The sequence below is a fragment of the Streptomyces sp. NPDC127129 genome (assembly GCF_042671585.1).
GTDB lineage: Bacteria > Actinomycetota > Actinomycetes > Streptomycetales > Streptomycetaceae > Streptomyces.
Window position 1 is genome coordinate 411080 of record NZ_JBHXTV010000001.1, and the last position, 26540, is coordinate 437619.

Annotated in this window: 25 protein-coding genes; 12 read left to right on the plus strand and 13 right to left on the minus strand. The window is 72.1% G+C overall.

Features of this window, described 5'->3' with window-relative positions; all coding sequences use genetic code 11:
• Positions 1-37: 37 nt before the first annotated feature.
• Both ACFVGW_RS01740 and ACFVGW_RS01745 read right to left on the minus strand, forming a co-directional pair.
• Complete coding sequence (locus ACFVGW_RS01740; RefSeq protein WP_385850304.1) at positions 38-1180, minus strand: acyl-CoA dehydrogenase family protein; 1143 nt, start codon at positions 1178-1180, stop codon at positions 38-40.
• A complete protein-coding gene (locus ACFVGW_RS01745; protein WP_385850305.1) occupies positions 1177-2334 on the minus strand; it encodes a CaiB/BaiF CoA transferase family protein in 1158 nt (385 codons plus the stop codon). Before ACFVGW_RS01745 ends, ACFVGW_RS01740 begins: the two co-directional genes overlap by 4 nt.
• Positions 2335-2481: 147 nt before the next feature.
• Between ACFVGW_RS01745 and ACFVGW_RS01750 the strand changes: the two genes are divergently transcribed.
• Positions 2482-2979, plus strand: coding sequence for a hypothetical protein (locus ACFVGW_RS01750; RefSeq protein WP_385850306.1), 498 nt, complete (start codon positions 2482-2484; stop codon positions 2977-2979).
• A gap of 70 nt (positions 2980-3049) precedes the next feature.
• Positions 3050-4255, plus strand: a complete 1206-nt coding sequence (locus ACFVGW_RS01755) for a saccharopine dehydrogenase family protein (protein ID WP_385850307.1) — start codon at positions 3050-3052, stop codon at positions 4253-4255.
• Between the two features lie 56 nt (positions 4256-4311).
• Here the strand turns inward: ACFVGW_RS01755 and ACFVGW_RS01760 are convergent, their stop codons facing one another.
• The 3 genes from ACFVGW_RS01760 to ACFVGW_RS01770 are packed head-to-tail and all read right to left on the minus strand — an operon-like array spanning position 4312 to position 5570.
• Complete coding sequence (locus ACFVGW_RS01760; RefSeq protein WP_385850308.1) at positions 4312-4686, minus strand: VOC family protein; 375 nt, start codon at positions 4684-4686, stop codon at positions 4312-4314.
• The gene (mmpA, locus tag ACFVGW_RS01765; RefSeq protein WP_352188190.1) at positions 4683-4817 is read right to left on the minus strand and encodes a morphogenic membrane protein MmpA; all 135 of its coding nucleotides are present in this window, start codon (positions 4815-4817) and stop codon (positions 4683-4685) included. Before mmpA ends, ACFVGW_RS01760 begins: the two co-directional genes overlap by 4 nt.
• A gap of 57 nt (positions 4818-4874) precedes the next feature.
• A complete protein-coding gene (locus ACFVGW_RS01770) occupies positions 4875-5570 on the minus strand; it encodes an endonuclease V (protein ID WP_385850309.1) in 696 nt (231 codons plus the stop codon).
• 103 nt (positions 5571-5673) lie between these two features.
• On the opposite strand from ACFVGW_RS01770, the gene ACFVGW_RS01775 reads away from it, so the two are divergent.
• Entirely contained in the window at positions 5674-5973 is a 300-nt protein-coding gene (locus tag ACFVGW_RS01775) for a YciI family protein (protein ID WP_352188189.1), read from the plus strand.
• A gap of 9 nt (positions 5974-5982) precedes the next feature.
• Here ACFVGW_RS01775 and ACFVGW_RS01780 read toward each other — a convergent pair whose 3' ends face one another.
• The gene (locus tag ACFVGW_RS01780) at positions 5983-7092 is read right to left on the minus strand and encodes an oxidoreductase (protein WP_385850310.1); all 1110 of its coding nucleotides are present in this window, start codon (positions 7090-7092) and stop codon (positions 5983-5985) included.
• A gap of 178 nt (positions 7093-7270) precedes the next feature.
• Between ACFVGW_RS01780 and ACFVGW_RS01785 the strand changes: the two genes are divergently transcribed.
• From ACFVGW_RS01785 to ACFVGW_RS01795, 3 genes are all read left to right on the plus strand, one after another.
• Complete coding sequence (locus tag ACFVGW_RS01785; protein ID WP_361666873.1) at positions 7271-7681, plus strand: SsgA family sporulation/cell division regulator; 411 nt, start codon at positions 7271-7273, stop codon at positions 7679-7681.
• Positions 7682-7969: 288 nt separating this feature from the next.
• Positions 7970-9604, plus strand: a complete 1635-nt coding sequence (locus ACFVGW_RS01790; protein WP_385850311.1) for an ABC-F family ATP-binding cassette domain-containing protein — start codon at positions 7970-7972, stop codon at positions 9602-9604.
• A gap of 378 nt (positions 9605-9982) precedes the next feature.
• On the plus strand, positions 9983-10957 hold the full coding sequence (locus ACFVGW_RS01795; protein ID WP_383220000.1) for an acyl-ACP desaturase: 975 nt from the start codon (positions 9983-9985) through the stop codon (positions 10955-10957).
• A 27-nt stretch (positions 10958-10984) separates the two neighbouring features.
• On the opposite strand, the gene ACFVGW_RS01800 is transcribed toward ACFVGW_RS01795, so the two are convergent.
• The 4 genes from ACFVGW_RS01800 to ligD form a co-directional block, all read right to left on the minus strand.
• Positions 10985-11266, minus strand: coding sequence for a WhiB family transcriptional regulator (locus ACFVGW_RS01800; protein WP_383219999.1), 282 nt, complete (start codon positions 11264-11266; stop codon positions 10985-10987).
• Positions 11267-11409: 143 nt separating this feature from the next.
• Positions 11410-12216, minus strand: coding sequence for a VOC family protein (locus ACFVGW_RS01805; protein ID WP_385850312.1), 807 nt, complete (start codon positions 12214-12216; stop codon positions 11410-11412).
• A 76-nt stretch (positions 12217-12292) separates the two neighbouring features.
• Positions 12293-13042, minus strand: a complete 750-nt coding sequence (locus ACFVGW_RS01810) for a class I SAM-dependent methyltransferase (protein WP_385850313.1) — start codon at positions 13040-13042, stop codon at positions 12293-12295.
• Positions 13043-13274: 232 nt separating this feature from the next.
• Positions 13275-14294, minus strand: coding sequence for a non-homologous end-joining DNA ligase (gene ligD / locus ACFVGW_RS01815; RefSeq protein ID WP_385850314.1), 1020 nt, complete (start codon positions 14292-14294; stop codon positions 13275-13277).
• Positions 14295-14346: 52 nt separating this feature from the next.
• Here ligD and ACFVGW_RS01820 point away from each other — a divergent pair, with 52 nt between their 5' ends.
• On the plus strand, positions 14347-15405 hold the full coding sequence (locus ACFVGW_RS01820) for an ATP-dependent DNA ligase (RefSeq protein WP_385850315.1): 1059 nt from the start codon (positions 14347-14349) through the stop codon (positions 15403-15405).
• A 3-nt stretch (positions 15406-15408) separates the two neighbouring features.
• On the opposite strand, the gene ACFVGW_RS01825 is transcribed toward ACFVGW_RS01820, so the two are convergent.
• Positions 15409-17331: an AMP-dependent synthetase/ligase gene (locus tag ACFVGW_RS01825; RefSeq protein ID WP_385850316.1), complete on the minus strand. Its 1923-nt coding sequence runs from the start codon at positions 17329-17331 to the stop codon at positions 15409-15411.
• A 450-nt stretch (positions 17332-17781) separates the two neighbouring features.
• Here ACFVGW_RS01825 and ACFVGW_RS01830 point away from each other — a divergent pair, with 450 nt between their 5' ends.
• The gene (locus ACFVGW_RS01830; protein WP_383289863.1) at positions 17782-18033 is read left to right on the plus strand and encodes a hypothetical protein; all 252 of its coding nucleotides are present in this window, start codon (positions 17782-17784) and stop codon (positions 18031-18033) included.
• A gap of 155 nt (positions 18034-18188) precedes the next feature.
• On the plus strand, positions 18189-20276 hold the full coding sequence (locus ACFVGW_RS01835) for an MDR family MFS transporter (RefSeq protein WP_385850317.1): 2088 nt from the start codon (positions 18189-18191) through the stop codon (positions 20274-20276).
• 50 nt (positions 20277-20326) lie between these two features.
• Here the strand turns inward: ACFVGW_RS01835 and ACFVGW_RS01840 are convergent, their stop codons facing one another.
• Entirely contained in the window at positions 20327-20788 is a 462-nt protein-coding gene (locus ACFVGW_RS01840) for a YchJ family protein (RefSeq protein WP_385850318.1), read from the minus strand.
• A 144-nt stretch (positions 20789-20932) separates the two neighbouring features.
• On the opposite strand from ACFVGW_RS01840, the gene ACFVGW_RS01845 reads away from it, so the two are divergent.
• On the plus strand, positions 20933-22726 hold the full coding sequence (locus tag ACFVGW_RS01845) for an FAD-dependent oxidoreductase (RefSeq protein ID WP_385850319.1): 1794 nt from the start codon (positions 20933-20935) through the stop codon (positions 22724-22726).
• A gap of 13 nt (positions 22727-22739) precedes the next feature.
• Here the strand turns inward: ACFVGW_RS01845 and ACFVGW_RS01850 are convergent, their stop codons facing one another.
• Entirely contained in the window at positions 22740-23126 is a 387-nt protein-coding gene (locus ACFVGW_RS01850; RefSeq protein WP_352188176.1) for a VOC family protein, read from the minus strand.
• A 17-nt stretch (positions 23127-23143) separates the two neighbouring features.
• Here ACFVGW_RS01850 and ACFVGW_RS01855 point away from each other — a divergent pair, with 17 nt between their 5' ends.
• On the plus strand, positions 23144-24487 hold the full coding sequence (locus ACFVGW_RS01855; RefSeq protein ID WP_385850320.1) for a 6-phospho-beta-glucosidase: 1344 nt from the start codon (positions 23144-23146) through the stop codon (positions 24485-24487).
• A 69-nt stretch (positions 24488-24556) separates the two neighbouring features.
• Positions 24557-26461, plus strand: a complete 1905-nt coding sequence (locus ACFVGW_RS01860; RefSeq protein WP_385850321.1) for a M64 family metallopeptidase — start codon at positions 24557-24559, stop codon at positions 26459-26461.
• Positions 26462-26540: the final 79 nt, after the last annotated feature.

Below are 26540 nucleotides of genomic sequence, written 5' to 3' on the forward strand. Positions count from 1 at the left end.
TTTCAACGATTCAGCGATGAGGGTGAGGAGAGAGGGGTCAGCCCAGCAGGGAACGTCCGATGATCTCCTTCATGATCTCGGTCGTCCCGCCGTAGATGGTCTGGATGCGGCCGTCGGTGAACGCACGGGCGACCGGGAATTCGGCCATGTAGCCGTACCCCCCGTGCAGTTGCAGACAGCGGTCCGCGACCCGCTTCTGCAGCTCGGTGGCCCACCACTTGGCCATGGAGGCGTGGACGGCGTCGAGTTCCCCGTCCGAGTGATCGACGATGCACCGGTCGAGGAACGTCCGGGTGACGGCGCACTCGGTCGCCATCTCCGCGATCTCGAAGCGGATGTGCTGGAGCTTGGCCAGCGGGCGCCCGAAGGCCTCGCGCTCCTTCACGTAGCGCGTGGTGATCTCCAGGAGGTGTTCGGCGGCGGCGATGCCCGCCACGGCTATGGCCATCCGCTCCTGGGCGAGATTGGTCATGAGGTGGACGAAGGCGCCGTTGAGCTCGCCGAGGAGGTTCTCCTTGGGGACCCGGACGTCGTGGAAGAACAGCTCGGCGGTGTCCTGGGACTTCTGGCCGATCTTGTCGAGGTTCCGCCCGCGCTCGAACCCCTCCATGCCCCGTTCGACGACCAGCAGCGACAGTCCGTGCGCGCCGCCCTCGGGGGTCGTCCTCGCGACGACGATGACCAGGTCGGCGAGGATGCCGTTGGAGATGAAGGTCTTGGAGCCGTTGAGCACCCAGTGGTCGCCGCGGTCCTCGGCGCTGGTCCTGATCCCCTGGAGGTCGGAGCCGGCGCCGGGTTCGGTCATCGCGATGGCGGTGATCAGCTCTCCGGTGCAGAAGCCGGGAAGCCAGCGGCGCTTCTGCTCCTCGGTGGCGAGCGAGGTGAGATACGGGCCGATGATGTCGTTGTGCAGGCCGAGGGCTATGCCCGGCGCGCCGGCCCGGGTGAACTCCTCGGCGAGGACCGCGCTGTAGCGGAAGTCGGGGTTGCCGCCGCCGCCGTACTCCTCGTCGACGGCGAGACCGAGCAGCCCCTGCCGCCCCGCGGCGCGCCAGGCCTCGCGCGCGACGATGCCGTCCTTCTCCCACTGCTCGTAGTGCGGCAGCACCTCCTTGGCGAGGAAGGTGCGGACGGTCTCGCGGAACGCCTCGTGGTCGGCGGTGTAGAGCTGGCGCTTCATGCCTGCGGCTCCTTGGAGGTGAGGGAGGGGACGGCCCAGTCGCGGGCGACCTCGTCGGTGTCGGCGCCGGGCAGGGCGGGGCCGGTGCGCACGGTGCCGGGGGTGGCGGAGAAGCGGGGCGCGGGTGCGGGCTGGGTCTGGCCGGCGTGCTCGACGAAGGTGGCCCGGGCGGCGAGGTGCGGGTGGGCGGGGGCCTCACGGAGCGAGAGGACCGGCGCCACGCAGGCGTCGGTCCCGTCGAAGACAGCCGTCCACTCGTCTCTCGTACGGGTGCGGAAGCGGTCCGCGACGGCGGTGCGCAGTTCGGTCCAGCGTCCGAAGTCCCTGCGGGCGGGGGCCAGGTCCTCGATGCCGAGGAGGCGTACGAACTCGTCGTAGAACTGCTGCTCCAGGGCTCCGACCGCCATGTACCCCCCGTCGAAGGTCTCGTAGATGCCGTAGAAGGGACAGCCGCCGTCCAGCAGGTTGACGCCGCGCCGGTCCTGCCAGCCGCCGGACGCCAGCATGCCGTGGATCATGGTCGCGAGGTGGGCGGCGCCGTCGACGATGGCCGCGTCGACGACCTGCCCCTCGCCGTGCGCGCGGGCGTGCTGGAGCGCGGCGAGGACGCCGACGACGAGGTAGAGCGAGCCGCCCGCGTAGTCGCCGACGAGGTTGGCGGGGACGGTGGGCGGGCCCTCGGGGTCGGGGCCGATCATCCCGAGGGTGCCGGTGATCGCGAGGTACGCGATGTCGTGTCCCGCGGTGGTGGCGAGCGGCCCGTCCTGTCCCCAGCCGGTCATCCGGCCGTAGACGAGCTTCGGGTTGCGGGCGAGGCAGGCGTCCGGGCCCACACCGAGGCGCTCGGCGACGCCGGGCCGGTAGCCCTCGATCAGGATGTCGGCCCGTTCGACCAGGTCGAGGACGGTCGCGGGGCCGCCGTCGGCCTTGAGGTCCACGAGGACGGAGCGCTTGTTGCGGTTGGTGAGGTCGTACGAGGGGTCGATGCCGAGCCCCGAGCCGCCGGGCCGGTCGATCCGTACGACGTCGGCGCCGAGGTCGCCGAGGAGCATGGCCGCGAACGGCCCCGGGCCGATTCCGGCCAGCTCCACCACGCGCACCCCGGCGAGCGGCCCGTTCCGGGCGGTCCGGGTCGGTTCCGTCGACGCCGCCATCAAGCCCCCAGCTGTGTGACACCAATGATGTAACACCGGTGATGCTAGGAACACGTTCCACTCCGCACAAGCCCCCCGGCCGAGCAAGCGCTTGGAAATTCCGCCCCTGGAGGAGAGATCCCGATCTTGCGCCGGTAGGGTCCGGACATGCCTGTATCCGGACGAGGGCTGACCGCCCTGCTCGCAGCGCCGCTCGCGGCCGTGCTCCTGGTCTCCTGCTCCTCGGCGGAGGAGCGGCCCGGCAGCCCGGCCCCCACCACGGCCGCCGCGGCCCCGCTCGCGGACGACGGCTCACGGGCGGAGGATGCTCCCGCTCCGGAGGAAGGAATCCCGACCCCCGCGCCCGTGCAGGTCAGGGACGCCTTCGCGGGACTCCAGGCCACGCTCGGCGGGAGCTGCGCCACCGACTGCGCCTACTTCCTCGGCCGCGTCCACGACGAGCTCGACCGGCTCGACGCCGCCATGAAGGCGGATCCGAAGGGCCCCGGTCACTTCCCCGAACCGATCGCCTGGATCGAGAAGCTGCGGACCACGCTGGGCGGCGACCGCTCGTTCGCCAACCTGAAGAAGCACGAGACCCTGCTCCTCGGCACGCGGGACCGGGTCAACACCTGGATGCAGGGCCACCCCGACGACTACCGCTGACGGACCACGCGGGAGCTACCGCTAGGCTCCGCCGTCTCAGGGGAAGCCGTAGGTGAAGGCGAGGGGCTGGATGGAGACCGGGAACGGCACGGGACGGGACGCGAGGGAGCGGACGTACGACGTCGTCCTCTTCGGGGCCACGGGGTTCGTGGGCGAGCTGACCGCGGAGTATCTGGCGGAGCACGCGCCGGCCGGGTGCCGGTGGGCGCTCGCCGGGCGCAGCCGCGCCAAGCTGACCGCGCTGCGGGAGCGGCTGGCGGCACGATGGCCCCGGTGCGCGGAGCTGCCGCTGCTGGTGGCGGACTCGGCGGACGCGGACGCGGTGCGTGAACTGGCCGCGTCCACGCGGGTGGTGGCCACCACCGTGGGCCCGTACGTCTGGTACGGCGAGGGCCTGGTGGCGGCGTGCGCGGAAGCCGGCACGGACTATGTGGACCTCACCGGCGAGAGCGAGTTCGTCGACGAGATGTACGTGAAGTACGACGCGCGCGCCAGGGAGACGGGGGCGCGGATCGTGCACGCGTGCGGCTTCGACTCCGTACCGCACGACCTGGGCGTGTACTACACCGTCCAGCAGCTGCCGCAGGACGTGCCCCTGCGGATCGACGGATTCGTCCGCGCCGGCGCCGTCTTCTCGGGCGGCACGTTCGCTTCGGCCCTGACGGCGATGGGACGCGGCCGGGAGATCCTGCGCGCCGCGCACGAACGCCGCCTGCACGAACCCCGGCTGGTGGGCCGCCGGGCACGTGCGCCGCTCGGCGGACCGCGCTTCAGCCGGGAGACCGGCACGTGGGCGCTTCCGCTGCCGACCATCGACGCCCAGGTGGTGGAGCGTTCGGCACGGGCTCTTGAGGCGTACGGGCCCGACTTCCGCTACCGGCACTACGCCTCGGTCAAGACCCTGCCGATGGCGCTCGGCGGCACCGCCGTCGTCGGCGCCGGCTTGGCAGCGGCCCAACTGGCGCCCGTACGGAGCTGGCTGATGGACCGTTACGAGCCGGGGCAGGGTCCGAGCGCCGAGCGGCGGGCCCGCAGCTGGTTCTCGGTGCGCTTCGTCGGCGAGGGCGGCGGGCGGCGCGTCTTCACGGAGGTCTCGGGCGGCGACCCGGGGTACGGCGAAACGGCGAAGATCCTCGCCGAGGCGGCGCTCTGCCTCGCCCTGGACGACCTGCCGAAGACCTCGGGGCAGCTCACCACGGCCGTGGCGATGGGCGACGCCCTGCTCGGCCGGCTCCGCGAGGCCGGCATCCGCTTCCGGGTGGCGCACCGAAGCTGAAACCGGGCGCCGGGGCTGCCGGCCCCGGGCTCAGGAGCCTCCGGGCGACGCCCGCCTCAGTGGCGTACGAGACAGAAGGGGTGGCCGGCCGGGTCGGCGTAGATCCGCCAGGCCCGGTCGCCGCCCCCGTCGTCGAGCAGCCACGCCCCGAGCTCGACGACCGCGTCATGGGCTGCCGCGAGATCGGCCACCCGGATGTCCAGGTGGAACTGCTGCTCCGCCGCGCCCCAGACGGGCGGCCGGTGGTCCGCCACCCCCTGGAAGGCGAGCACCGGGGCCCCGGCGGCGTCGTGGAGCGTGGCCCAGGCGTCGCCGACGGCCCACTGGGCGTCGGGCCGGTTGATCTCACCGCCGAGCAACTGCCGGTAGAAACGGGCCAGTTCCATGACGTCGGTGCAGTCCAGGACGACGCACTGGAGCGTGCCGATCACGCCGCCACCCACGCGGCGACGACGTACACCATGGCGCAGAGCCACGCCAGGGCGGCGATGCCGGCGGTGGCGAGCATCGCGACCAGGCCGCGGTCGGTGGATTTCGGCGGGAGGGGTACGGGGGTCGTCATGGACCCCAGCCTGCCGTCCATGATCGTGCCCCGCCATCCGTAGGCCTACTCAGTCGCCTACTCAGCTCCCAGGGCGTCCCGCAGGGCGCGGCGGCAGAGGGAGTCGGCGTGCCGGGTGGTCTCGGGGATGCGGTAGCGCGGGGCGAGCAGGAGCGTGTGGGCGCAGGCGTTGGCCAGGGAGACCCGGTGGCCGACGGAGACGAAGACGGGCTTGACCCCGGCCTGGGTGCGCAGGGCGCGGCCGACCTCCTCCTCGCCTGCCATGAGCGGGCTGAAGTCGCCGCGGTCGGGGCCGGGTTGGTCGAAGGCGAAGGTGAAGGGGTTCTTCGCGACACCGATCGCCGGTCGCCCGGTCAGCACACCGAGGTGGCTGGCGAGACCGAAGCGGCGCGGATGGGCGAGTCCGTATCCGTCGCAGACGAGCAGCCCGGGGTCGGCGGTCAGCGAGGCGAGCGCGGCGAGCACGGCCGGGATCTCACGGAAGGCGAGCAGTCCGGGGACGTAGGGGAACGACACCCGGCCGACCGCCGTCGCCTCCTCCACCACGTCGAGCGTCCGGGCGTCGAGCACCACGGCCGCGGCCGCGACGAGGTCGCGCTCGTCGTCGTACGCGACGTCGAGCCCGGTCACGTGCCCCGTGCCGGGCGCCGGTCCCGGCTCGTCGAGCACGAGCTCGGAGCGCAGCTCTCCCTGCACGGCGCGGGCCGCCGTCTCGTCGGTGGGCCAGCCGTCGGGAAGGTCGATGATCGTCATGATGACGGTCACCCTACGACCCCGTCACCGGGCGCCCGGCACCCCTCCGTCCGACAGGCGAGCGTGCTCCCGCCCTTCGCGGGCCGCCGGGTAGCCTGCGGGCATGTTCGTACTGGAATTGACCTATACCGCCCCTGTCGAGCGGGCGGACGCGCTGCTCGACGCGCACGTCGAGTGGCTCGACGCGCAGTACGCCGCCGGCGTGTTCATCGCCTCCGGGCGCAAGAACCCGCGCGACGGCGGCATCGTCCTCGCCTCCGGGGTCGACCGCGCGACGATCGAGAAGATCGTGGCGGCCGACCCGTTCACGGTCGAGGGCGTCTGCGCCTACCGGATCACCGAGTTCTACGCGACCAAGACGGCCGACGCACTCGCCCCCTACCGCGAACAGCTTCCTTCCTAGCCCTCCCCGCTAGCGCCTGCCGAGGTGGGCGATGCGGCCCTTCTCTCCGGAGGCCCAGCACGCGCCGTCCCGCGTGCAGTCGACGGTGTCGTACGAGCCGGTGTCGACGGTCCGCCAGGTGCGGCCGCCGTCGGTCGTCAGGTCCGTTCCGGTCGGGCCGACCGCGAGGGCGGCCGAGGAGGAGTGCGGGAGCCAGGCCACGCCCGAGCGGTACGCGGGCGGCGGGGCAGAGGCCGCGCGCCACCGGCGTCCGCCGTCCCCGGTGACCGCGGCCGCCTGCGGCGACGGCTGGTCCTTGCGGTCGTCGCCGCCGACCGCGAGCCCGTGCGTACGGTCGCGGAAGGCGAGCCCGAAGACGCCCCGCGCCGGGTCGCCCGCCGGGACGGTCGTTTCGGTGACCGTCCAGTTCAAGCCCCGGTCGCGGGAGTGCAGCACGCGTGCGGTGGCGCCGCCGCCGGTCGCGAGCCACACGTCCTTCGGCCCGGAGGAGACCAGGCACTGCCCGCTCGCCGCGAACCCCGCCTCGCCAGGCAGCGCGGCCGGCATCCCGGCGTCCGGGAGCACCGCCCAGGACCGGCCGCCGTCCCGCGTGGAGAGGATGCGGTACTTCCCGTCGACGGGGTCGCTCATGGCGAGTCCGTGCCGGTGGTCGAAGAACGTGATGCAGTCGTAGAAGGCCCGCGGGTCGGTGTTGCGGAAGGACTCCGTCCAGGTCGCGCCGCCGTCATCGGTGCGCAGGACCCGTGACGCCTCGCCCTCGCCGATCGCGAGGACCACGGCGCGCCGGGCGTCGAAGGCCTCCACGTCGCGGAGTTCCAGCTCCGCCGCGCCGGGTGGCGAGACGTTCCGCCAGCTCCGGCCGCCGTCCGTGGTGCGCAGCACCGTCCCCTTCGAGCCCGCGGCCCAGGCGGTCCTGCGGTCGACGGCCGCGAGCCCCCGGAAGCGGGCGTCGGTGCCGGTCTCCGTCAGCTGCCAGCCGGCACCCCGCGCCGTGAACGCAGCCTCCGCATCCGGTGCGGGCTGCGGCGCGCCGTGCGCGGGGGCCGTCAGGGCCAGTGCGAGGGCCGCCCCGCTCAGCCCCGCCGACATCATTCGTCTCGTCTTCCCCTTGGACGTCATGGCGCCGGAAGCTAGCCCACCCCGTGGAGCCCGTCCAGAGCGCCTCGTGCCGCGCGCGGAGGTGACGCGGCGGTGACACAGGTCACGTGACCCTCCAGTGCACGTTCCGGCCCCGTCGTTCGTCTCTCCTTGTGTCAGGGAGACATCAGGAACCGAAGCCGCGCGACAGGAGCTGGCCTTGTCCACCGTCATCGAGCAGGCCGTTCAGGCCCGTCTGGTCGCATCCGCTCCCCGGATGGAAACCGTTCCCGCCACGCTGCGGTACGACCGCGAGGATCCCTTCGCGGTGAGCATGGCGTTCCCGCCGCCCGCGACGCTGGAGGGCGTCGAGGTGTCGTGGGCCTTCGCGCGCGAGCTGCTCGCCGAGGGTGTCGACGGGCCGGCCGGGCTCGGGGACGTCCGGGTGCGTCCGTACGGCTACGACCGCACCGTCGTCGAGTTCCACGCGCCCGAGGGCGTGGCCGTGGTGCATGTCCGCACGTCCGAGCTGCGGCACTTCCTGAAGCGGTCGCAGCATCTGGTGCCGGCCGGCCGCGAGCACCAGTACCTGGACTGGGACCAGGATCTGGCGCAGCTCCTGGACGACTGACCCCCCGGCGGCCCCGTCCGCACCACCCGCGTACCCGGACCGCCGTTAAACCGATTGCCGCCACCCGGCCTCAGGCGTACCGTCCTGACCTGGCCCTGTTGTCGCCCGATCGGAGAAGGCCGTTGCTCGTCTGAGGATGCGAGACACCGTGCCGCGCGTGCCCCTGAGCTGCTTCACGCAGCGCCGCGTGTGCCGTCTTCGCCCTCGGCGTACGAGCATTCCCGCCTGCCCGCGCCCCGGTGTCTCACCCGTTGCCCCAGCCCGCGCTCATGCAACAGGGAGGCCCCCATGGCGACCCATCCCACTTTCATCACCTGCTCCTCCGTCTCGTTCTCCTGGCCGGACGGCACCGAGGTCCTGGACGACTTCCGGCTCGCGGTCGGCCCCGGCCGCACCGGCCTGATCGGCCTGAACGGCTCCGGCAAGTCGACGCTCCTCAAGCTCTTCGCGGGTGAACTGACACCCGCCGAAGGCACGATCCGTAGGGTCGGAGAGGTCGGCTATCTCCCGCAGAACCTCGTCCTCGACACCGGGTTGCGGGTCGACGAGGCACTCGGCATCGCGGCGACCCGTGCCGCGCTGCACGCCATCGAGGCGGGCGATGTCGCGGAGGAGCACTTCGCGGCGGTCGGCGACGACTGGGACGTGGAGGAACGGGCCCGCGCCACGCTCGATCAGCTCGGTCTCGGGCACATCGGCCTCGACCGGACCATCGGCGAGGTGTCCGGCGGCGAGTCGGTCCTGCTGCGGCTCGCGGCGCTACTGCTCGCCCGGCCGGACATCCTGCTGCTCGACGAGCCGACCAACAATCTCGACCTGCACGCCCGCGCCCGGCTCTACGAGGCGGTGGACGCGTGGTCGGGCGTGCTGGTGGTGGTGAGTCACGACCGTCAACTCCTGGAGCGCGTCGACCAGATCGCCGATCTGCGTGAGGGCGAGGTGACCTGGTACGGCGGCACCTACTCCGCCTACGAGGAGGCGCTCGCGGCCGAACAGGAGGCGGCGGAACGGATGGTGCGGGTCGCCGAGGCCGACGTCCAGCGCCAGAAGCGCGAACTCTCGGACGCCCAGATGAAGTTGGCCCGACGCAAGCGGTACGGCCAGAAGAGCTTCGAGAACAAGGTCGTACCGAAGATCGTCGCCAACAACCGCAGGGCCGCCGCCCAGGTGTCGGCGGGCAAGCACCGCGCCCTGCACACCGAGCGGCTGGCCGAGGCGCGGGAGCGGCTCGACCTGGCGGAGGAGGCGGTACGGGACGACGACGAGATCAGGATCGAGCTGCCGCGCACCCTGGTCCATCCCGGCCGCGAGGTGCTGCGGCTGAGCGGGCTGGAGCTGCGGTACGGCGCCCGGGTCGCCGGCGAGTTCGAGCTGCGCGGACCGGAGCGGGTCGCGCTCGTCGGGCGGAACGGCGCCGGCAAGTCGACCCTGCTGCGGACGATCGCCGGAGAACTGGAGCCGGTCGCCGGCACGGTCGAGACCCATGTGCCGCTCCGGTTCCTGCCGCAGCGGCTCGACGTCCTCGACGACGAGCTGAGCGTGGTGGAGAACGTGGCCCGGTTCGCGCCCGAGGCGACGGCGAACACCGTCAGGGCGCGGCTCGCGCGGTTCCTGTTCAAGGGCGCGCGGGCCGACCGGCCGACCGGGACGCTGTCGGGAGGGGAACGGTTCCGCGCGACGCTGGCGGCGCTGCTCCTCGCCGAGCCGGCACCACAGCTGCTGATGCTGGACGAGCCGACCAACAACCTGGACATGGCGTCGGTGCGGAAGCTGACGGCCGCGCTGGAGGCGTACGAAGGGGCGTTGATCGTGGCGAGCCACGACGTGCCGTTCCTGGAGTCGCTGGGGATCACCCGCTGGCTGCTGCTCGACGGCGAGCTGCGGGCGACGAGCCCGGAGGAGGTGGGTTCGGCGGTCCGGTGACGCCCGGAGGGCGCTCGCGGCGGTCCGGTGACGCCCGGAGGGCGCTCGCGGCGGTCCGGTGACGCCCGGAGGGCGCTCGCGGCGGTCCGGTGACGCCCGCGAGGGCGGTCGCGGCGCTCGGCGGCGCCGGTCTGCGCGGTGCGCGCCGCGGAGACCGGGCCGCCTGCGCTCAGTAGCCATGATCACGCCACCCCCGGTGTGCCCGGGGCCGTGACCTGCCTCTCCGTACACCGCCATCAGCAGCGCACATAACGGAACGTAACCGGACATCGCCCGGACGGGCTTGGCCGAGGCCTTACGGGGCCTTAACCTACGGTCTCGTAACCTACGAATCCGTAGGTAATCCCGTATGCCCTCTCTCCGTCCCCAGGAGTTCCCGTGACGCTCACCTCTCCCCACCTCGGCAGCTCGACAGGGTGGACCGACGCGCGGCTGCTCTACGCGTTGGAAGAGGTGGTGGAGAAGGAGCTCAACCGGCACCTCAAGGTCACCAAGGACTGGATGCCGCACGAGTACGTCCCGTGGTCCGACGGCCGGAACTTCCCGGGCTTCTTCGAGGACGGCGAGGCCTGGGAACCGTCCCAGTCCAAGGTCACCGAGGTCGGCAAGATCGCCCTCGTGGTGAACCTGCTCACCGAGGACAACCTGCCCAGCTACCACCACGAGATCGCCACCCTCTTCGGGCGCGACGGCGCCTGGGGTACCTGGGTGCACCGCTGGACCGCCGAGGAGGGCCGCCACGGCATCGTGATGCGCGACTATCTGCTGGCCTCGCGCGCCGTGGACCCGGACAAGCTGGAGCAGTTCCGGATGGCGCACATGAGCGAGGGCTTCGAGTCGGACAACCGGCACTCGATGCTGCACTCCGTCGCGTACGTCGCCTTCCAGGAGCTCGCGACCCGCATCTCGCACCGGAACACCGGCCACCAGTCGGGCGACCCGGTCTGCGACCGGATGCTGGCGCGCATCGCCACCGACGAGAACCTGCACATGGTCTTCTACCGCAACCTCCTGGGCGCGGCCTTCGAGCTCGCCCCCGACCTGACGATGCAGGCCGTGCGGGACGTCGTCGTGAACTTCCGGATGCCGGGACACGGCATGCCCGGGTTCGAGCGGGCGGCTGCGCAGATGGCGATCGGCGAGATCTACAACATGCGCATCCACCACGACGACGTGCTGCAGCCGGTGCTGCGCTTCCTCAAGGTGCTCCAGATCGAGGGTCTCGGCCCGGAGGGCCTGAAGGCCCAGGAGGAGCTGGGCCTCTACATGAACGGCCTGGACAGCGAGGCCTCGAAGTTCGACGAGAAGCTGGCGGCGCGCAAGGCGCGCATGGCGGCCCGCGCCGCAGGCTGACCCGAGTCCCGTATCCCGTATTCCGTATCAGGGAAGCAGGTGGCGGCCGGCGCCTTCCGTGCGCTTGAGCCGCCCCCGCTCCTTCTCCGAGAGGCCGCCCCACACCCCGAACCGTTCGTCGTGCTCCAGCGCGTACTGGAGGCACGCCACCCGGCCCTCGCACGCCCCGCACAGCTGCTTCGCCTCGCGGGTCGAGGAGCCGGGGGCGGGGAAGAAGAACTCGGGCCCGGCCTGGGCGCACAGCGCGTTCTCCTGCCAGGACATGTCGGGGGCGGCCGGGGCGGTCATCACGATGGTGTCGGTCTGCATGGCCGATACGCTGCCGTTCGGCCGTAAACGGTCCATCAACGTTCGATCAATGCGGCGCGCCGGGCGGCCCCACCCGCCGCTCGCGACCGCCTCGATCGCTCTCCGCGGCGCGCAGCCTCGGCGCTTCACGCCGCTTCGGAGCTTCACGCCGCCTCTTCGAGCGGTGCGCTCGTGATCACCGCGAAGCGCGCGCCGAACGGGTCGGCGAGCTTCGCCATGCGGCCGACGCTCTCCAGCTCCACCGGGGCGAGCCGCACCGTTCCGCCGAGGCGCTCGGCCGCCGCCACCGCCGCGTCGGTGTCCGGGACCTCGAAGTAGACCAGCCAGCCCGGACCGCCTTCCGCCTCGACGGGGTCGAGGTCCAGGGGGACGACGCCCCCGAACATCCCCTCCTCCCCCAGGCCCGCCGGGTACAGCGTGAGGTACGCCCCGGTGTCCTCCGGCATCGGCATCTCGGCGCTCTCCAGGCCGAAGACGGAGTGGTAGAACGCGACGGCCGCGTCCACGTCCGGGGTGTGGAGCTCGGCCCAGGTCAGGGAGTTCGGCCCGTCGACCAGGTCGAGGCCCTGGAACGTACCGGGCTGCCAGGTGGCGAAGCCCGCGCCCGCGGGGTCGGTGAAGACGGCCATTCGGCCGAACTCGAAGACGTCCATGGGCTCGAACAGCACCGTGCCGCCGCCCGCCTGGACCGCCTTGGCGGTCGCCTCCGCGTCCGCCGTGCGGAAGTAGACGGTCCAGGCGGGCGGGCCGCCCTGTCCGGGCTCGACCTGCATTCCGGCGGCGACCGTCCTGCCGTCGGAGCGGAACATCCCGTACCCGCCCGCCTCGGGCCCCGCGGAGACGAAGTCCCAGCCGAAGACGCCCTGGTAGAAGGCGGCCGCCCGATCGATGTCCGGAGTGCCGAGGTCGATCCAGTTCGGCGATCCGGTGACGTAGCGCGTGGTGAGCATGGCGCTGCTCCTTCGGAGCTCCCGGGGAGAGGGGTGACGTCTCCGAGTCTCCCCCGGACATGGGGCCCGCGCGCGGTCAGAGGAGCTGAGCCGACGTGTCTTCCCGGCGGAACAGGGCCGTCCAGAGGAAGTCCTCGCCGAAGTACGGGGAGTCGGCCGGCTCGTCCCGCATGCGGCGCAGTTCGACCTCCGTCAGATCGGAGAAGATCCAGCGCAGGGACTCCGGTGTGTAGGCGAGACCGCCGTGCAGTCCCGGCTCACGGTAGAAGTCGGCGTCCGCGAGCTCCGAGCCCATCGCCCCGGACGCGAAGCACGTCAGGGCGAGCTGCCCGCCGGGCGCGAGCAGCCGCTCGACGAGGGCGAGATAGCTGACGCGGCGGTGCGGAGGCAGATGGTGGAAGCAGCCCGAGTCGTAGATGAGGTCGTACGGGCCGGCGAGCGCGCTCCCGGCGAGTTCGAAGGCGTCTCCGTGGTGGAACCGGATCTGCGCGCCGGCCTCCTGGGTGCGCTCCCGGGCCCAGGCGATCGCCTCGTCGGAGAGGTCCACGGCATCCACCTCGAAGCCCTGGGAGGCGAGGTACAGGGAGTTGCGCCCCGGGCCGCAGCCCAGATCGAGGGCCCTGCCGGGCGCGACCCACCCCCGGTCGACGTACGCGACGAGGCTCTCGTCCGGCTTGGCGACGAAGAACGGCACCGCCTTCGTGCGGTCGCCGTAGAAGCCGTTCCACCAGCCGGCCGCGTCGGCGGTCCAGCGGTCGGCCTCCGGCGCGAAGAGCCCGTCGAGAAGCTTCAGCACATCGTCGACGTCACGTATGTTCCGGTCCATCCGGCACCCCTTTCCCGATGCCTCGAACGGTAGTGGGAATCCCGTCGAAAGCCCAGGTCAGAGCCGGTTTCAGAGGTGCCGGGGAAGGCCGTGTACGGCCTTCCGCGGGGAGCAGACGCGGAGGCCGGTCCGCCCACTCGTGATCACCCGTGCGCGCCTGCGGAGACCCCCGCCGAGAGCCGTCAGGCGGCCTTCCCGAGCCGCTCCGGGCCGGGTTTCCCGGCGGTCTTTCTCAATCGGTCTTCTTCGCCCTGCTCGGCTGGACCCGCTTCGGTTCGCCCGGCATCTTCGGGTACTCCGGCGGGTACGGCAGATCGCCGAGTCCGTGCTCCGCCTCGTCACGGCGGGCCAGTTCGAGCAGGCTCTCCAGGCTGAAGCGGTGGTCGTCCATGCCGGCGTGGACGTCGCCCACCTCCGCGTACCGGGCCGGCATCGTCCTGATGTCGAAGTCCCGCGGTGTCGCGTCGTCGATCTCGTCCCAGTTCAGCGGCGCGGAGACCGGGGCGTGCGGGCGGGGACGCACGGAGTAGGCGGAGGCGATCGTGCGGTCGCGGGCGGTCTGGTTGTAGTCGACGAAGATCCGCTCGCCGCGCTCCTCCTTCCACCACTTGATCGTCACCCGGTCCGGCATCCGGCGCTCCAGCTCACGGCCGACGGCGATGGCGGCGCGGCGGACCTGGGTGAACGTCCACTGCGGCTCGATCGGCACGAAGACGTGCAGCCCGCGCCCGCCGGAGGTCTTGGGCCAGCCGCGCAGTCCGTGCTCGTCCAGGACGGCGCGCAGCTCGTGGGCGGCGCGTACGGCGTCGGCGTAGTCGGTGCCGGGCTGGGGGTCGAGGTCGATGCGCAGTTCGTCGGGGTGGTCGGTGTCCTCGCGCCGTACCGGCCACGGGTGGAAGGTCACGGCGCCGAGGTTGGCGGCCCAGATCACGGCCGCGGGCTCGGTCGGGCACATCTCGTCGGCGGACCGGCCGCTGGGGAAGGTGATGTGCGCGGTGGGGATCCACTCCGGGAGGTACTTGGGCGCCCGCTTCTGGAAGAAGGACTCGCCGGTCACCCCGTCGGGGTAACGCTCCAGGGTCGTGGGCCGGTTCCGCAGCGCGCGGGTGATGCCGTCGCCGACGGCCAGGTAGTAGCTGACCATGTCGAGCTTGGTGTAGCCGTGTTCGGGGAAGTACACCTTGTCCGGATTGGAGACGCGTACCGTCCGCTCTCCGACTTCCAGCTCCACCGCTGCCGCCTTGGTCGCCATGCGAGTCAGCGTAGAGCTCGCCGACATTCCCCGCATACCGGACAATCGATCCATGGATCTGCCGGTGATGCCGCCCGTGAAGCCGATGCTGGCCAAGGCCGTGAAGAAGATTCCGCCGGGCATGCAGTACGAGGCCAAGTGGGACGGCTTCCGGGCCATCGTCCACCGCGACGGCCCGGAACTGGTCATCGGCAGCCGCACGGGGAAGCCGCTGACCCGCTACTTCCCCGAGCTCGTCGAGGCGCTCCTCCCCCGGCTCCCGCAGCGGTGCGTGGTCGACGGCGAGATCGTGATCGAGCACGCCGGCCGGCTCGACTTCGACCGGCTCACCGAGCGCATCCACCCCGCCGACTCCCGTGTGCGGATGCTCGCCGAGAAGACCCCGGCCCGGTTCATCGCCTTCGACCTGCTCGCCCTCGGCGACGACTCGCTGCTCGACACGCCCCTCACCGACCGGCGGGCCGCCCTGGAGGAGGCGCTGCGCGGGGTCGACGCCCCGGTGCATCTGGCGCCCGCGACGACGGACCCGGAGCTGGCGTCGCGCTGGTTCGAGCAGTACGAGGGGGCGGGCCTCGACGGGGTGATTGCCAAGCCGCTGGACCTGCCGTACCAGCCGGACGCCCGGCTGATGTACAAGGTCAAGCACGAACGCACGGCCGATGTGGTCGTGGCGGGCTACCGCTTCCACAAGAGCGGGCCGGTGGTCGGCTCGCTGCTGCTCGGTCTGTACGACGACCGCGGCACCCTCCAGCACGTCGGGGTCTGCGCGGCCTTCACCGCCAAGCGCCGCGAGGAGCTGATCACCGAGCTGGAACCGCTGCGGATGAACCCGCCCGACGGACACCCGTGGGCGGCCTGGGCGGAGGAGGCGGCACACGCGGGGGCGCGGCTGCCGGGCGCGCCGAGCCGCTGGTCGGGCAAGAAGGACCTCTCCTGGGTGGCCCTGCGCCCGGAGCGGGTCTGCGAGGTGGGGTACGACCACATGGAGGGCGACCGGTTCCGGCACACGGCCCAGTTCAAGCGGTGGCGGCCGGACCGCGCGCCGGAGTCCTGCGGCTACGCGCAGCTGGAGGAGCCGGTCTCGTACGACCTCTCCGAGGTACTGGCGTAGCCGTCAGCGGTACAGCGCCTCGATCTCCGCGGCGTACGCGGCCGTGACCGCGTGCCGCTTCACCTTGAGCGAGGGGGTGAGCATTCCGTTCTCCTCGCTGAACTCCCCCTCCACGACACGGAACCGGCGGATCGACTCGGCCCGGGAGACGGCGCGGTTGGCATGGTCGACGGCCTTCTGGATGTCGGCGAGCAGCTCGGGATCCTCGCGGAGCACGGCCGTGGGGGTGTCCGCCGGCCGCTTGCGTACGGCCAGCCAGTGCCGCATCGCCTCCGGGTCGAGCGTGACGAGCGCCGCGATGTACGGACGGTTGTCACCGACGACGAGGCACTGGCCGACCGGCGGGCGGCTGCGCAGCCTGTCCTCCAGGACGGCCGGGGAGACGTTCTTGCCGCCGGAGGTGACGAGGATGTCCTTCTTGCGGCCGGTGATGACGAGGTATCCGTCGTCGTCGAGGGCGCCGAGGTCGCCGGTGGCCAGCCAGCCGTCCCGCAGCACCTCCTCGGTGGCCTCGGGGTTGTTCCAGTACGCGGTGAAGACGATGGGTCCCTTGATCAGCACCTCCCCGTCGTCGGCGATCCGCACGGTGATGCCGGGCACGGGGCGGCCGACCGTCCCGGGGCGCGGGTGCAGCGGCGGGGTGACGGTGGCGGCCGCGCTCGTCTCGGTGAGGCCGTAGCCCTCGTAGACGAGGACACCGGCGGCGTAGAAGAACCGGCTGAGGCGCGCGTCGAGCGGGGAGCCGCCGCTGATGGCGTAGCGGAGGTTCCCGCCCAGCTCCTTGCGGATGCGCCGGTAGACGAGCAGGTCGTAGAGCGCCCAGGCGGCGGACAGTCCCGGGCCGGGGCGGGGGCCCTCGCCGAGGACGTGGCGCAGGGCCGTCTCGCCGTAGCGGACGGCGATGGCATCGGCCCGGTCGAAGGAGGCGCCGCGGCCGAGCTTCTCTGCGGTGGCGCGGCCGGTGTCGTGGATCTTCTCGAAGAGGTAGGGCACGCCGACGACGAAGGTCGGCCGGAACCGGCGCAGTTCGGGCCGGAGTTCGTCGGGCGTGATGCTGGGGAAGTGGCCGATCTCGATGCGCGCCATGAGGCAGGCGAGCTGGATGACGCGTCCGAGGATGTGGGCGAGCGGCAGGAAGAGGAGGGTGGAGGCCGCCTGGCCGGTGACCGCCTTGAAGACCGGATGGAGCAGCTCGACGGTGGCGCGGGCCTCGGCGTGGAGGTTGCCGTGGGTGAGGGCGCACCCCTTGGGGCGGCCGGTCGTGCCGGAGGTGTAGCAGAGTGTCGCGACGGTGTCCGCCGTCAGGGCCGCGCGGCGCTTGGCCGGCTCCTCGTCCGCGATCTCCGCGCCGAGGGCGGCGAGTTCGGCCAGGCCGCCGGAGTCGGTCTGCCAGGTGCGGACCGGCTCGGACGGTGCGGGCAGCGCGGCGGCCGCCGCGCGGACGGTGGTGGTGTGCTCGGCGGTCTCGGTGACGACGTGGCGGGCACCGGAGTCCTGAAGGATCCAGGTGATCTGCTCCGCGGAGGAGGTGGGGTAGACAGGGACGGTCTGCGCGCCGGCCGACCAGACGGCGAAGTCGAGCACCGCCCAGGCGTAGCTCGTACGCGCCATCAGCCCGACGCGTCCGCCCGGTTCGACTCCGGCGGCGATCAGCCCCTTCGCCACGGCCAGGACGTCCCCGGCGAACTCGGCCGCGGTGACGGCCCGCCAGTTCCCGTGCTCCTGGCGGCGCATGACAACCGCGCCGGGGTCCACGGCCGCGTGGGCGAAGGGGATGTCCGCAGGGGTACCGGAGGGCGGCGGCCCGGCCGGGAGAGCCGTGCGCGCCTCGCGTACGGCCCCGCCCTCGCGCACGAGCTCGACGGGGAACCGGTCGCGCAGATCGGGGCGCTTCCTGGCCTGCCTCAAGTCCTTGCGTACGCCCATGACGTGGCTCCTGTTCGCGGCGAGCGGGCGGGAAGTGTGCGGGACCTCCGGACTTACCGACAAGTCAACTTACTGGACCGTAACCAGATTTCAACCGTCCTCACACGATCGCTCCGCACGAGAAGCACATGCGCCGGGCCGCGATGTCGGGAGTGAGATGCTTCACACTCCCACCCGACCGTCCGAGCCCGCGTTCGGTGGACGACCGAGCGATACAGAGGATCGTTTCAGAAGGAAGATCGCCCCCCGCGGCGCGCACCTGCGGGAACGCCGGGAGACGTGGTGCGGCGGGGACCGGGGCCGGGTCCGGGCCGTCCGTACACCTCGCCGAACGAAGGACACGCCGTTGCCTCACGGAGACATCCCCGTCTCCGAACCCGGAACACCATCCTGTACGTATAGGGAGAGGGAGACCCCACCCCCGACATCCGTACCCACAAGGACTCGCCCGTGATCACCTCGCCCTCGCCCCTCGTACCCGTCCCGATCCCCGACCGTGTGGCCGCCATGATCGGGTCCTGCCTCCCGCTGCACGTGCTGCAGGCGGAGATCGACGCCGACTGCGCGGCGCGCGAGGTCCTGCGCTTCCGGGGCCCGCTCTGCGCGGAGGACCGGGCCGACCGGGAGCACGCGCTGTCCACGCTCGCCCGGGCGAACAAGATCCTGGCCAAGCACCACCCGCTGCTTCCGGTCACCCGTTAGGCCCCTTGGTCTGGAGGGCCCTGGGCCTGGAGGGCCTGGGCCTGGAGGGCCTTGGTCCGAAGGGCCCTTGCTCCGTTCGGGGCGCGGACCCGGCGCCGCACCGGTTCGGGCGTCCCCCGCATGCGGGCCGCGCCCCCCGGTGTGAGGCTGCGAGGGTGACGACCACCAGCGAAGCCGCCCCCGCGCCCCCGGCCGCCGGGCCGCCCGTGCTCGACAGCCGTCGACGCAACATCGTCTTCGGCACGATCATGCTCGGCGTCCTGCTGGCCGCGCTGGACCAGACGATCGTCGGCACCGCCCTGCCGACCATCGTCTCGGACCTCGGCGGCGCCGCCCACATGTCCTGGGTGGTCACCTCGTACCTCCTGGCCGAGACGGTCGCCACCGTCCTGGTCGGCAAGTTCGGTGACCTGTTCGGCCGCAAGGTGATCTTCCAGATCTCGGCGATCGTCTTCATCACCGGCTCGTTCCTCTGCGGGCTCGCCACCAACATGACCCTCCTGATCGTCTGGCGGGGGCTGCAGGGCATCGGCGCCGGCGGACTGATGGTCACCTCCATGGCTCTCATCGCCGATGTGATCCCGCTGCGCGACCGAGGGAAGTACCAGGGCGCGATCGGCGCCGTCTTCGGCGTGTCCACCGTCATCGGGCCGCTGCTCGGCGGGCTCTTCACCGACCATCTGACCTGGCGCTGGGCGTTCTACGTCAACGTCCCGATCGCGATCCTGGTCGTGATCGCCGCCGCCCGCACGATCCCCTCCGTACGCTCCGCGAGCAAACCGGTCATCGACTACACGGGCATCGCGCTGGTCGCGGCCGGCTCCAGCGCCCTGATCCTGGCCACCAGTTGGGGCGGGAACGAGTACGCCTGGGGCTCCCCCGTCATCATCGGGCTCTTCGTCGGCGGTCTGATCGCGCTCGCCCTGTTCTGCTGGGTGGAGACCCGGGCAGCCGAACCGATGCTGCCCATGCGGCTGTTCGCCAACCCGGTGTTCACCGTCTGCTCCGTCCTGAGCTTCGTGGTCGGCTTCGCCATGCTCGGCTCGATGACCTTCCTGCCGTCCTACCTGCAGTACGTCGACGGGGACTCGGCCACCGTCTCCGGCATCCGGACGCTGCCGATGGTCCTCGGCCTGCTCATCGCCTCGATCTACAGCGGCAACGTGGTCAGCAAGACCGGCACGTACCGCATCTTCCCCATCGTGGGCTGTGCAGTGATGGGCGTCGGCCTCTTCCTCCTGTCCCTGATGGACACCGGGACCAGTGCCTGGCTGGAGTCCCTCTACATGTTCGTGCTGGGCACCGGCATCGGTCTGTGCATGCAGGTGCTGACCATCGCCGTGCAGAACACGGTGGACTACGCCGACCTCGGCACCGCCACCTCGGGCGTCACCTTCTTCCGTACGCTCGGCAGCGCCTTCGGCACGGCGGTCTTCGGCACGATCTACGCCAACTCCCTGAGGCCCAACCTGGCCCAGGGGGTCGAGGAGGCGGCGGCGGTCGCCGGGCCTGCCATGGACCCGGCCGCGATCGCGGCGGCCTCACAGAGCCCGGACGGGGTGCACGGGCTGCCGGACGACGTGGCGGCGCCGATCGTCCAGGCGTACGCGGACACCCTCCACACCGTCTTCCTCTGGACCGTGCCGGTCGCGGCGATCGGCTTCGTCGTGGCGCTCTTCCTCAAGCAGGTCGCGCTCCGGGACACGGCCCGCGCCTCGGCGCCCGACATGGGCGAGGGCTTCGGGTCTCCGACCATGACGGGCGACTCGGCGAAGCTGCTCGAACTCGCCGTCGGAAGGATCCTGCGGAAGACGGATCTGGCGACCGCGCGCCGGATCGTCTCCGGCTCGGACACCCGGCTCGACACGGCGGGCGCATGGGCGGTGATGCAGGTGGAGCTCTTCACCCGTACGGTCGGCCACGCCAGTCTCGGTCTGATCTCCGCCGGACGGCGGGTCCCGCCGGAGGTCCTGCTGCCGGTCTTCGACCGCATGGTCGACGAGGGGTTCCTGACCCGGGACGGGTCGCTCCTCTCCCACACCCAGGCGGGGCGGAGGGAGGCCGAGGTCATCACCCACGCCTGGGGTGACTGGCTCAGCGACCGGGTCGAGCGGGAGACCGGCCGGCCGAGCGGCCCGGAGCTCAGGGCCGCGACGGACGCGATCACGAAGAAGCTGATCGCGGAGGACCTGGCGCAGGGGATGCCGCGACGCGACAGGGAGCCGGTGGGCGTCACCTCCTGAGACCCGTAGGCACAGCAGGACCCACCCGCTCGGACCGGCCGGCGCTCCGTTCAGGGCTCGTCGATGAAGTCGCCGTCCACGTAGACCCAGGCGCCCTCGTGGCGGCGGAAGCGGCTGCGTTCGTGGAGCGAGCCAGGCTCGCCGCCGTGGGTGTAGCGGGCGACGAAGGTCACCGTCCCGGACCGGTGGAAGGCCGTGCCGTCGGCGGTGTCGCGGATCTCCAGCCCCGCCCAGCGCATCGAAGGGTCGAAGTCGACCTCGCCGGGGCGGGTCTCCGGGGCCCAGGTCCGCAGCAGATACCCGGCGTCGCGCACGACGAAGCCGCTGTAGCGGGAGCGCATCAGCAGCTCGGCGGTGGGCGCGGCGGCGGGCCCGGAGTGGAAGCGTCCGCAGCATGCGCCGTACGTCGCGGACAGGCCGCACGGGCAGGGCGAGTCCGCGGTGACGGCGGGCGCGGAGGGTGCGGTGGGGGTGGCGGGGCGCCGCTTGGGGCGGGTGGTGCGTCGGGACATGACGTCATTGTCGCGTGTACGGAGGGGCGGGATCGCGCCATGTGGGGGCTGTGGCCCGCGCGATGCTTCCGGGGGCGAAGGGGGGCCCTTATGCTCCTGCGCCGGACGTGACAGTTACCGCCGGTAAGCCAAAGGGGCTGGGGCATGAACCGTACGGGTACCTCGCGACGCACCTTCGTGACCACAGCCGCCGCCGTCACCGCGGCCACCGCCACGGCCACCGTCGGTGCGGCACCGGCCCGGGCGGCTGCCGCGACCGCGTCCCCGCCGGCCGCACCCCCGTCCGTCGCGGTCCTCGGCGGCGGCGTCGCCGGCCTGACCGCCGCCCACGAACTGGCCGAACGCGGGTTCCGCGTCACCGTCTACGAGCGCCGGGCGCTCGGCGGCAAGGCCCGCTCGATGGACGTGCCCGAGAGCGCGCGCGGCGGCCGGCGGCCGCTCCCCGCCGAGCACGGCTTCCGTTTCATCCCCGGGATCTACCACAACCTCCCGGACACCATGCGGCGCATCCCCTTCCCCGGAAACGTCCACGGCGTCTGGGACAACCTGGTCGCCCCCGCCGAGATGTCCTTCTCCCGCACCGGCCGCGAAGACCTCCGCATCCCGCTCCCCTGGCCCGGTCACCGGCCCGCCGAGCTCACCCTCGACGAGATCCGCCGGGCCCTGACCGCGCTGCTGGAGACCGCCCGGTCCATCCCGCTCCACGAGGCCGCGTACTTCGTCAACCGCTTCCTGGTCTTCCTCACCAGCTGCGACGAGCGCCGGAACGGAACCTGGGAGGCCACTCCATGGTGGGAGTTCCTGCGGGCCGAGCGGATGAGCTACGACTACCAGCGGATCCTCGCCGTCGGGCTCACCCGCAACATCGTGGCCACCAAGGCGGAGGAGGCCAGTACCCGTACGGTCGCCACGCTCCTCGAGGCCTTCGCCTTCAACGCGCTCGGGCGCGGCGCGGACGGCCCTCTCGACCGGATCCTCGACCTGCCCACCAACGAGGCCTGGATCGACCCGTGGGTCACGCATCTGACGGGTCTCGGTGTGCAGTTCCGCGTCGGCTGGACCGTGCGGGAGATGGCGTACGACGCCGCGGGCGGCCGGATCTCCGCCGCCGTGATCGAGGACCCGGACGGCGTGCGCCGTTCGGTGACGGCCGACCACTACGTCTCCGCCATGCCGGTGGAGCACGCCCGGCGGACCTGGGGCGCCGCACTGCGGGCGGCGGATCCGCAGCTGGCGCGGTGCGACCGGCTGGAGACGGACTGGATGACGGGCATCCAGTTCTATCTGACCGAGCGGGCGCCGCTGCTCGCCGGGCACGCCAACCTGATCGACTCCCCCTGGTCCCTGACGTGCATCCAGCAGGCTCACCACTGGCCTACCCGTGACTTCGCCGCGGACTACGGCGACGGCTCGGTCGTGGACTGTCTGTCGGTGGACGTCTCGGAGTGGGACGTGCCCGGCGTCCTCTACGGGAAGACCGCCAAGCAGTGCACCCGTACGGAAGTCGCGCGGGAGGTGTGGGCGCAGCTCAAGGCCGCGTTCAACGACACGGGCCGTACGGTGCTGAAGGACGGCGCCCTGCACTCGTGGTTCCTGGACCCGGGCGTGGACGGTCTGGGCACACCGGACCCGACCAACGACGACCAGCTCCTCATCCACCCCGTCGGCACGTTCCACAACCGCCCCCAGGCCGCCACCAAGGTGCCCAACTTCTACCTGGCCGGCGACTACGTGGCCGTCGACATCGACCTGGCCACCATGGAAGGGGCCAACGCCTCGGCCCGGCAGGCCGTCAACGCGCTGCTCGACCGTACGGGTTCGACCGCGGCGCGCTGCACCGTCGAGCCCCTGTTCCGTGCGCCCGAGATGGAGGCGCTCAAGCGGCACGACCGGCTCCGGTACCGGCTCGGTCTGCGCAACGCCCTCGACGTCGGGTGATCCGGCGCGCCGCTCAGGGGCGGTAGCGCAGCGGATGGTCCTCGGGGACCTCGACGACGACGATCTCCACGCCGTCGGGGTCCGCGATCCACATCTCGACCAGCCCCCAGGGCTCTGTCAGCGGCTCCCGCAGGATCTCGACGCCCCGGTCCACGAGCTCCCGGTGAGCCGCCCGCACATCCGCCATCTGGAGCCAGAGCCGGAGCCGTGGCTGGGGCTCGGTCGGGGCGGCTCGGCCGGAGATCTCCAGGAACCCACCACCGAGGAAGTAGACGGTGCCCCGGTCGGGTCCGGTGCCGAACTCGCGGTACACCGTGAGTCCGAGCAGCTCTCCGTAGAAGCGCCGGGAGGCCTCGGGGTCGGACGGCCGGAGCAGAATCCGGCTGCTCAATACGTGCATCGCAGTAGCGTACGACCATGAAACTGACGATTCTCGGAGGCGGCGGATTCCGGGTCCCGCTGGTGTACGGCGCGCTGCTCGGCGACCACGCCGAGGGGCGGGTCACCCGTGTGACGCTCCACGACCTCGACGGCGGCCGGCTCTCGGCGATCGCCCGGGTCCTCACCGAGCAGGCGGCGGGGGTGCCGGACGCGCCCGAGGTGACGGCGACGACGGATCTGGACGAGGCGCTGCGGGGAGCGGACTTCGTCTTCTCGGCGATCCGGGTCGGCGGCCTGCAGGGCCGGGCGGCCGACGAGCGGATCGCCCTCGCCGAAGGGGTCCTCGGCCAGGAGACGGTCGGCGCGGGCGGCATCGCGTACGGGCTGCGGACCGTGCCGGTCGCGGAGCACATCGCCCGGCGGATCTCCGTACTCGCCCCGGACGCCTGGGTCATCAACTTCACCAACCCGGCCGGGCTGGTGACGGAGGCGATGTCCCGGATCCTCGGCGACCGGGTCGTCGGCATCTGCGACTCCCCCGTCGGGCTCGGCCGCAGGGTCGCCCGGCTCCTGGGCGCCGATCCGGACGAGGCGTGGATCGACTACGTGGGCCTCAACCACCTCGGCTGGCTGCGGGGCCTGCGCGTCGACGGGCGGGACGAGCTGCCCAGGCTGCTCGCGGACGAGGAGGCCCTCGGCGCATTCGAGGAAGGACGGCTCTTCGGCCCGGAATGGCTGCGCACGCTGGGCGCGATCCCCAACGAGTACCTGCACTACTACTACTTCAACCGTGAGGCCGTGCACGCCTACCAGCGGGCCGAGCGGACGCGGGGCGCCTATCTCCGCGACCAGCAGGCCGGTTTCTACGGGGAGATGGGCAAGCCGGACACGCCTGCGCTGGCCACCTGGCACCGTACGCTCGCCGACCGCGAGGCGACCTACATGGCCGCCAACCGGGAGGCGGCGGGGATCGGCGAGCGGGACGAGGAGGATCTGGAGTCGGGCGGGTACGAGAAGGTGGCGCTGGCGCTGATGCGGGCGATCGCGCGCAACGAACGGGCCACGCTGATCCTCAACGTCCGTAACGGCACGACCCTTTCGGTCCTCGACGCGGACGCGGTGATCGAGGTGCCCTGCGTCGTGGACGCGGCCGGCGCCCATCCGGTCGCCGTGGCACCCCTGCCGTACCACGCGGTGGGTCTGGTCACGGCGGTGAAGGCGGTCGAGCGCGAGGTGCTCGCGGCCGCGGCGAGCGGATCGCGGGCCACGGCGGTGAAGGCGTTCGCCCTGCACCCCCTGGTCGACTCGGTGTCGGTGGCCCGCCGTCTCGTCGACGGGTACACCGCCGAACACACGGAGCTGGCGTATCTGCGACGCTGATTCGGCGGTCGGACGACTGTCCGGCGAACATCTTTACGTCCCAGAGGACGCGGCCTACGCTCGCGCCCCATGGACTCACCTGGCACACGCTTTCGAAGGGCGACGGTCCGTCTCGTCGCGGGCTGTCTGCTGACCGCCGGACTGGTCGGCACCGGACCGGCGGTCGCCGAGTCAGCCGTGCCCACGGACGCCGGCCTCGCCACGGCGAAGGTCGTCCCCGTCCAGCTCACCGGTCCCGCGGACAGCCGGTTCAACCTGGTGATCATGGGTGACGGCTACACCGCCGAGGAGGCGGCCGAGTTCCGGGCGGACGTCGACACCCACCTGGGCGTGCTGTGGAGCATCGAGCCGTTCGCCTCCTACCGCTCGTACGTCAACGTCTGGGCGGTGGAGGTCCCTTCGCCGGAGTCCGGGGTGGACTGCGATCCCGGGCTCGACGCGCCCCGGCGCGACACCCCGCTCGACATGGGCTTCTGGGGCGGCTGCAACCCGGCGAGTGTGCAGCGGCTGCTGACCGTCGACAGCGCGAAGGCGGCCGCGCTCGCCGGCCTCGTCCCGGGCACGAGCGCCGCCAACCGCCAGATCGTGGCCCTCGCGAACAGCGACACCTACGGCGGCGCGGGCGGCAGCTACGCCACGGCGTCCGGCGGGAACGCGCTCTCCTCGCTGATCACCCCGCACGAGATCGGCCACTCCCTGGGCAGACTCCAGGACGAGTACGACTACTACGCGCGCGGTGTCGCGGGCGGCACGTACGAGGGCACGGAGCCCGCGTCCGCGCACCACACCCTGCTGACCGAGGAGCGGATGCGGGAGCAGCGCGCCAAGTGGTGGCGCTGGCTGGGCGAGCCGAGCGAGGCGGGCGGTGTCATCGGCCGGCACGAGGGCGGGCTGTACAGCACGAAGGGCGTGTGGCGGCCGAGCAGGCACTCGATCATGAAGACGCTCGGTTACGCCTTCGACCAGGTCGAACGCGAGGTCATGGTGCAGGCGATCTCGGCGAAGGTGAACCTCGTACAGGGACACACGGGCAACACACGCCCGATCGGAGCCGATCGGACGGTCTGGGTCGACACCCTCCATCCGCTCGGCGGGGAGCTCGACGTGGTGTGGCGGCTGGACGGCCGGACGCTCCCCACCCACAACGCCCGTACCGTCGACCTGCGTCTCCTCTCCCTCTCCCCCGGCGCCCACACCCTGACGGCGACGGTCAGCGACCCGACACCCTTCGTACGCGACCCGGCGGTGCGCGGCTCGGCGGCGCTGACGCGTACGGTGAGCTGGACGGTCGACCGCTCCGTGACCACCCCGGTGGAGAATGCCGCCCCGGCCTTCACGGGCCACACCCCGACGACGTCCCCGGTCGGCGCGCGCTCGGTGGTCCACGCCGACACCACCCACCCGACGCACCGGACGCCTTCCGTCCGGTGGCGCCTCGACGGCCGGCAGGTCGCCAACCCGGGCAACGACCGTGATCTGGAACTGCGTTCCCTGCGGCTGTCGCCCGGCACCCACACGCTGACAGCCGGGATCCCGGGCACGGAGGCCGAGTTGAGGTGGACGGTGGACGCCCGCCCGGCGACGGGAGCGTACGAACTGTCCGCACCCCTGCGGACGGTGAACCGGCCGGGCCGTCCGGTCGAGTACGTCTACGACGGCGAGTTCACGATGAGGCTGACCGCACGCGACGATCAACCGGGCACCGTCGTGCGCCAGTTCCGTGTGAACGGCGATGGCTGGTACACGTACTACGGCTGGCCGACCGACGCCGAGGCGCCGTTCCGCTTCTCGCCGGGCGGCACGGTCGTCGACGACCTCGTCTACGGCAAGCTGGGCCGCAGCCGGGCGGTGCCGTGGGACGACGCGACGCCGGACTACGGCACGCACACGGTCGAGTACCGGACGATCGACGCGGCGGGCAATGTGGGCAGGGCGAAGTCGTTCCTGGTGACGCTGGTCGAGCCGCGCGGCTGACGGCGCTCACGGCGGGTGCGAAGGCCCGCGGGACCCACCGTGCGCGCGCGAAGGCCCGCGGGACCCACCGTGCGTGCGC

Coding starts and splice junctions, on each gene's coding strand:
- ACFVGW_RS01740 (WP_385850304.1), bottom strand. CDS start 1,180: ATGAAGCGCCAGCTCTACACCGCCGACCACGAGGCGTTCCGCGAGACC.
- ACFVGW_RS01745 (WP_385850305.1), bottom strand. CDS start 2,334: ATGGCGGCGTCGACGGAACCGACCCGGACCGCCCGGAACGGGCCGCTC.
- ACFVGW_RS01750 (WP_385850306.1), top strand. CDS start 2,482: ATGCCTGTATCCGGACGAGGGCTGACCGCCCTGCTCGCAGCGCCGCTC.
- ACFVGW_RS01755 (WP_385850307.1), top strand. CDS start 3,050: ATGGAGACCGGGAACGGCACGGGACGGGACGCGAGGGAGCGGACGTAC.
- mmpA (WP_352188190.1), bottom strand. CDS start 4,817: ATGACGACCCCCGTACCCCTCCCGCCGAAATCCACCGACCGCGGCCTG.
- ACFVGW_RS01770 (WP_385850309.1), bottom strand. CDS start 5,570: ATGACGATCATCGACCTTCCCGACGGCTGGCCCACCGACGAGACGGCG.
- ACFVGW_RS01775 (WP_352188189.1), top strand. CDS start 5,674: ATGTTCGTACTGGAATTGACCTATACCGCCCCTGTCGAGCGGGCGGAC.
- ACFVGW_RS01780 (WP_385850310.1), bottom strand. CDS start 7,092: ATGACGTCCAAGGGGAAGACGAGACGAATGATGTCGGCGGGGCTGAGC.
- ACFVGW_RS01790 (WP_385850311.1), top strand. CDS start 7,970: ATGGCGACCCATCCCACTTTCATCACCTGCTCCTCCGTCTCGTTCTCC.
- ACFVGW_RS01800 (WP_383219999.1), bottom strand. CDS start 11,266: ATGCAGACCGACACCATCGTGATGACCGCCCCGGCCGCCCCCGACATG.
- ACFVGW_RS01805 (WP_385850312.1), bottom strand. CDS start 12,216: ATGCTCACCACGCGCTACGTCACCGGATCGCCGAACTGGATCGACCTC.
- ACFVGW_RS01810 (WP_385850313.1), bottom strand. CDS start 13,042: ATGGACCGGAACATACGTGACGTCGACGATGTGCTGAAGCTTCTCGAC.
- ligD (WP_385850314.1), bottom strand. CDS start 14,294: ATGGCGACCAAGGCGGCAGCGGTGGAGCTGGAAGTCGGAGAGCGGACG.
- ACFVGW_RS01820 (WP_385850315.1), top strand. CDS start 14,347: ATGGATCTGCCGGTGATGCCGCCCGTGAAGCCGATGCTGGCCAAGGCC.
- ACFVGW_RS01825 (WP_385850316.1), bottom strand. CDS start 17,331: ATGGGCGTACGCAAGGACTTGAGGCAGGCCAGGAAGCGCCCCGATCTG.
- ACFVGW_RS01840 (WP_385850318.1), bottom strand. CDS start 20,788: ATGTCCCGACGCACCACCCGCCCCAAGCGGCGCCCCGCCACCCCCACC.
- ACFVGW_RS01845 (WP_385850319.1), top strand. CDS start 20,933: ATGAACCGTACGGGTACCTCGCGACGCACCTTCGTGACCACAGCCGCC.
- ACFVGW_RS01850 (WP_352188176.1), bottom strand. CDS start 23,126: ATGCACGTATTGAGCAGCCGGATTCTGCTCCGGCCGTCCGACCCCGAG.
- ACFVGW_RS01855 (WP_385850320.1), top strand. CDS start 23,144: ATGAAACTGACGATTCTCGGAGGCGGCGGATTCCGGGTCCCGCTGGTG.
- ACFVGW_RS01860 (WP_385850321.1), top strand. CDS start 24,557: ATGGACTCACCTGGCACACGCTTTCGAAGGGCGACGGTCCGTCTCGTC.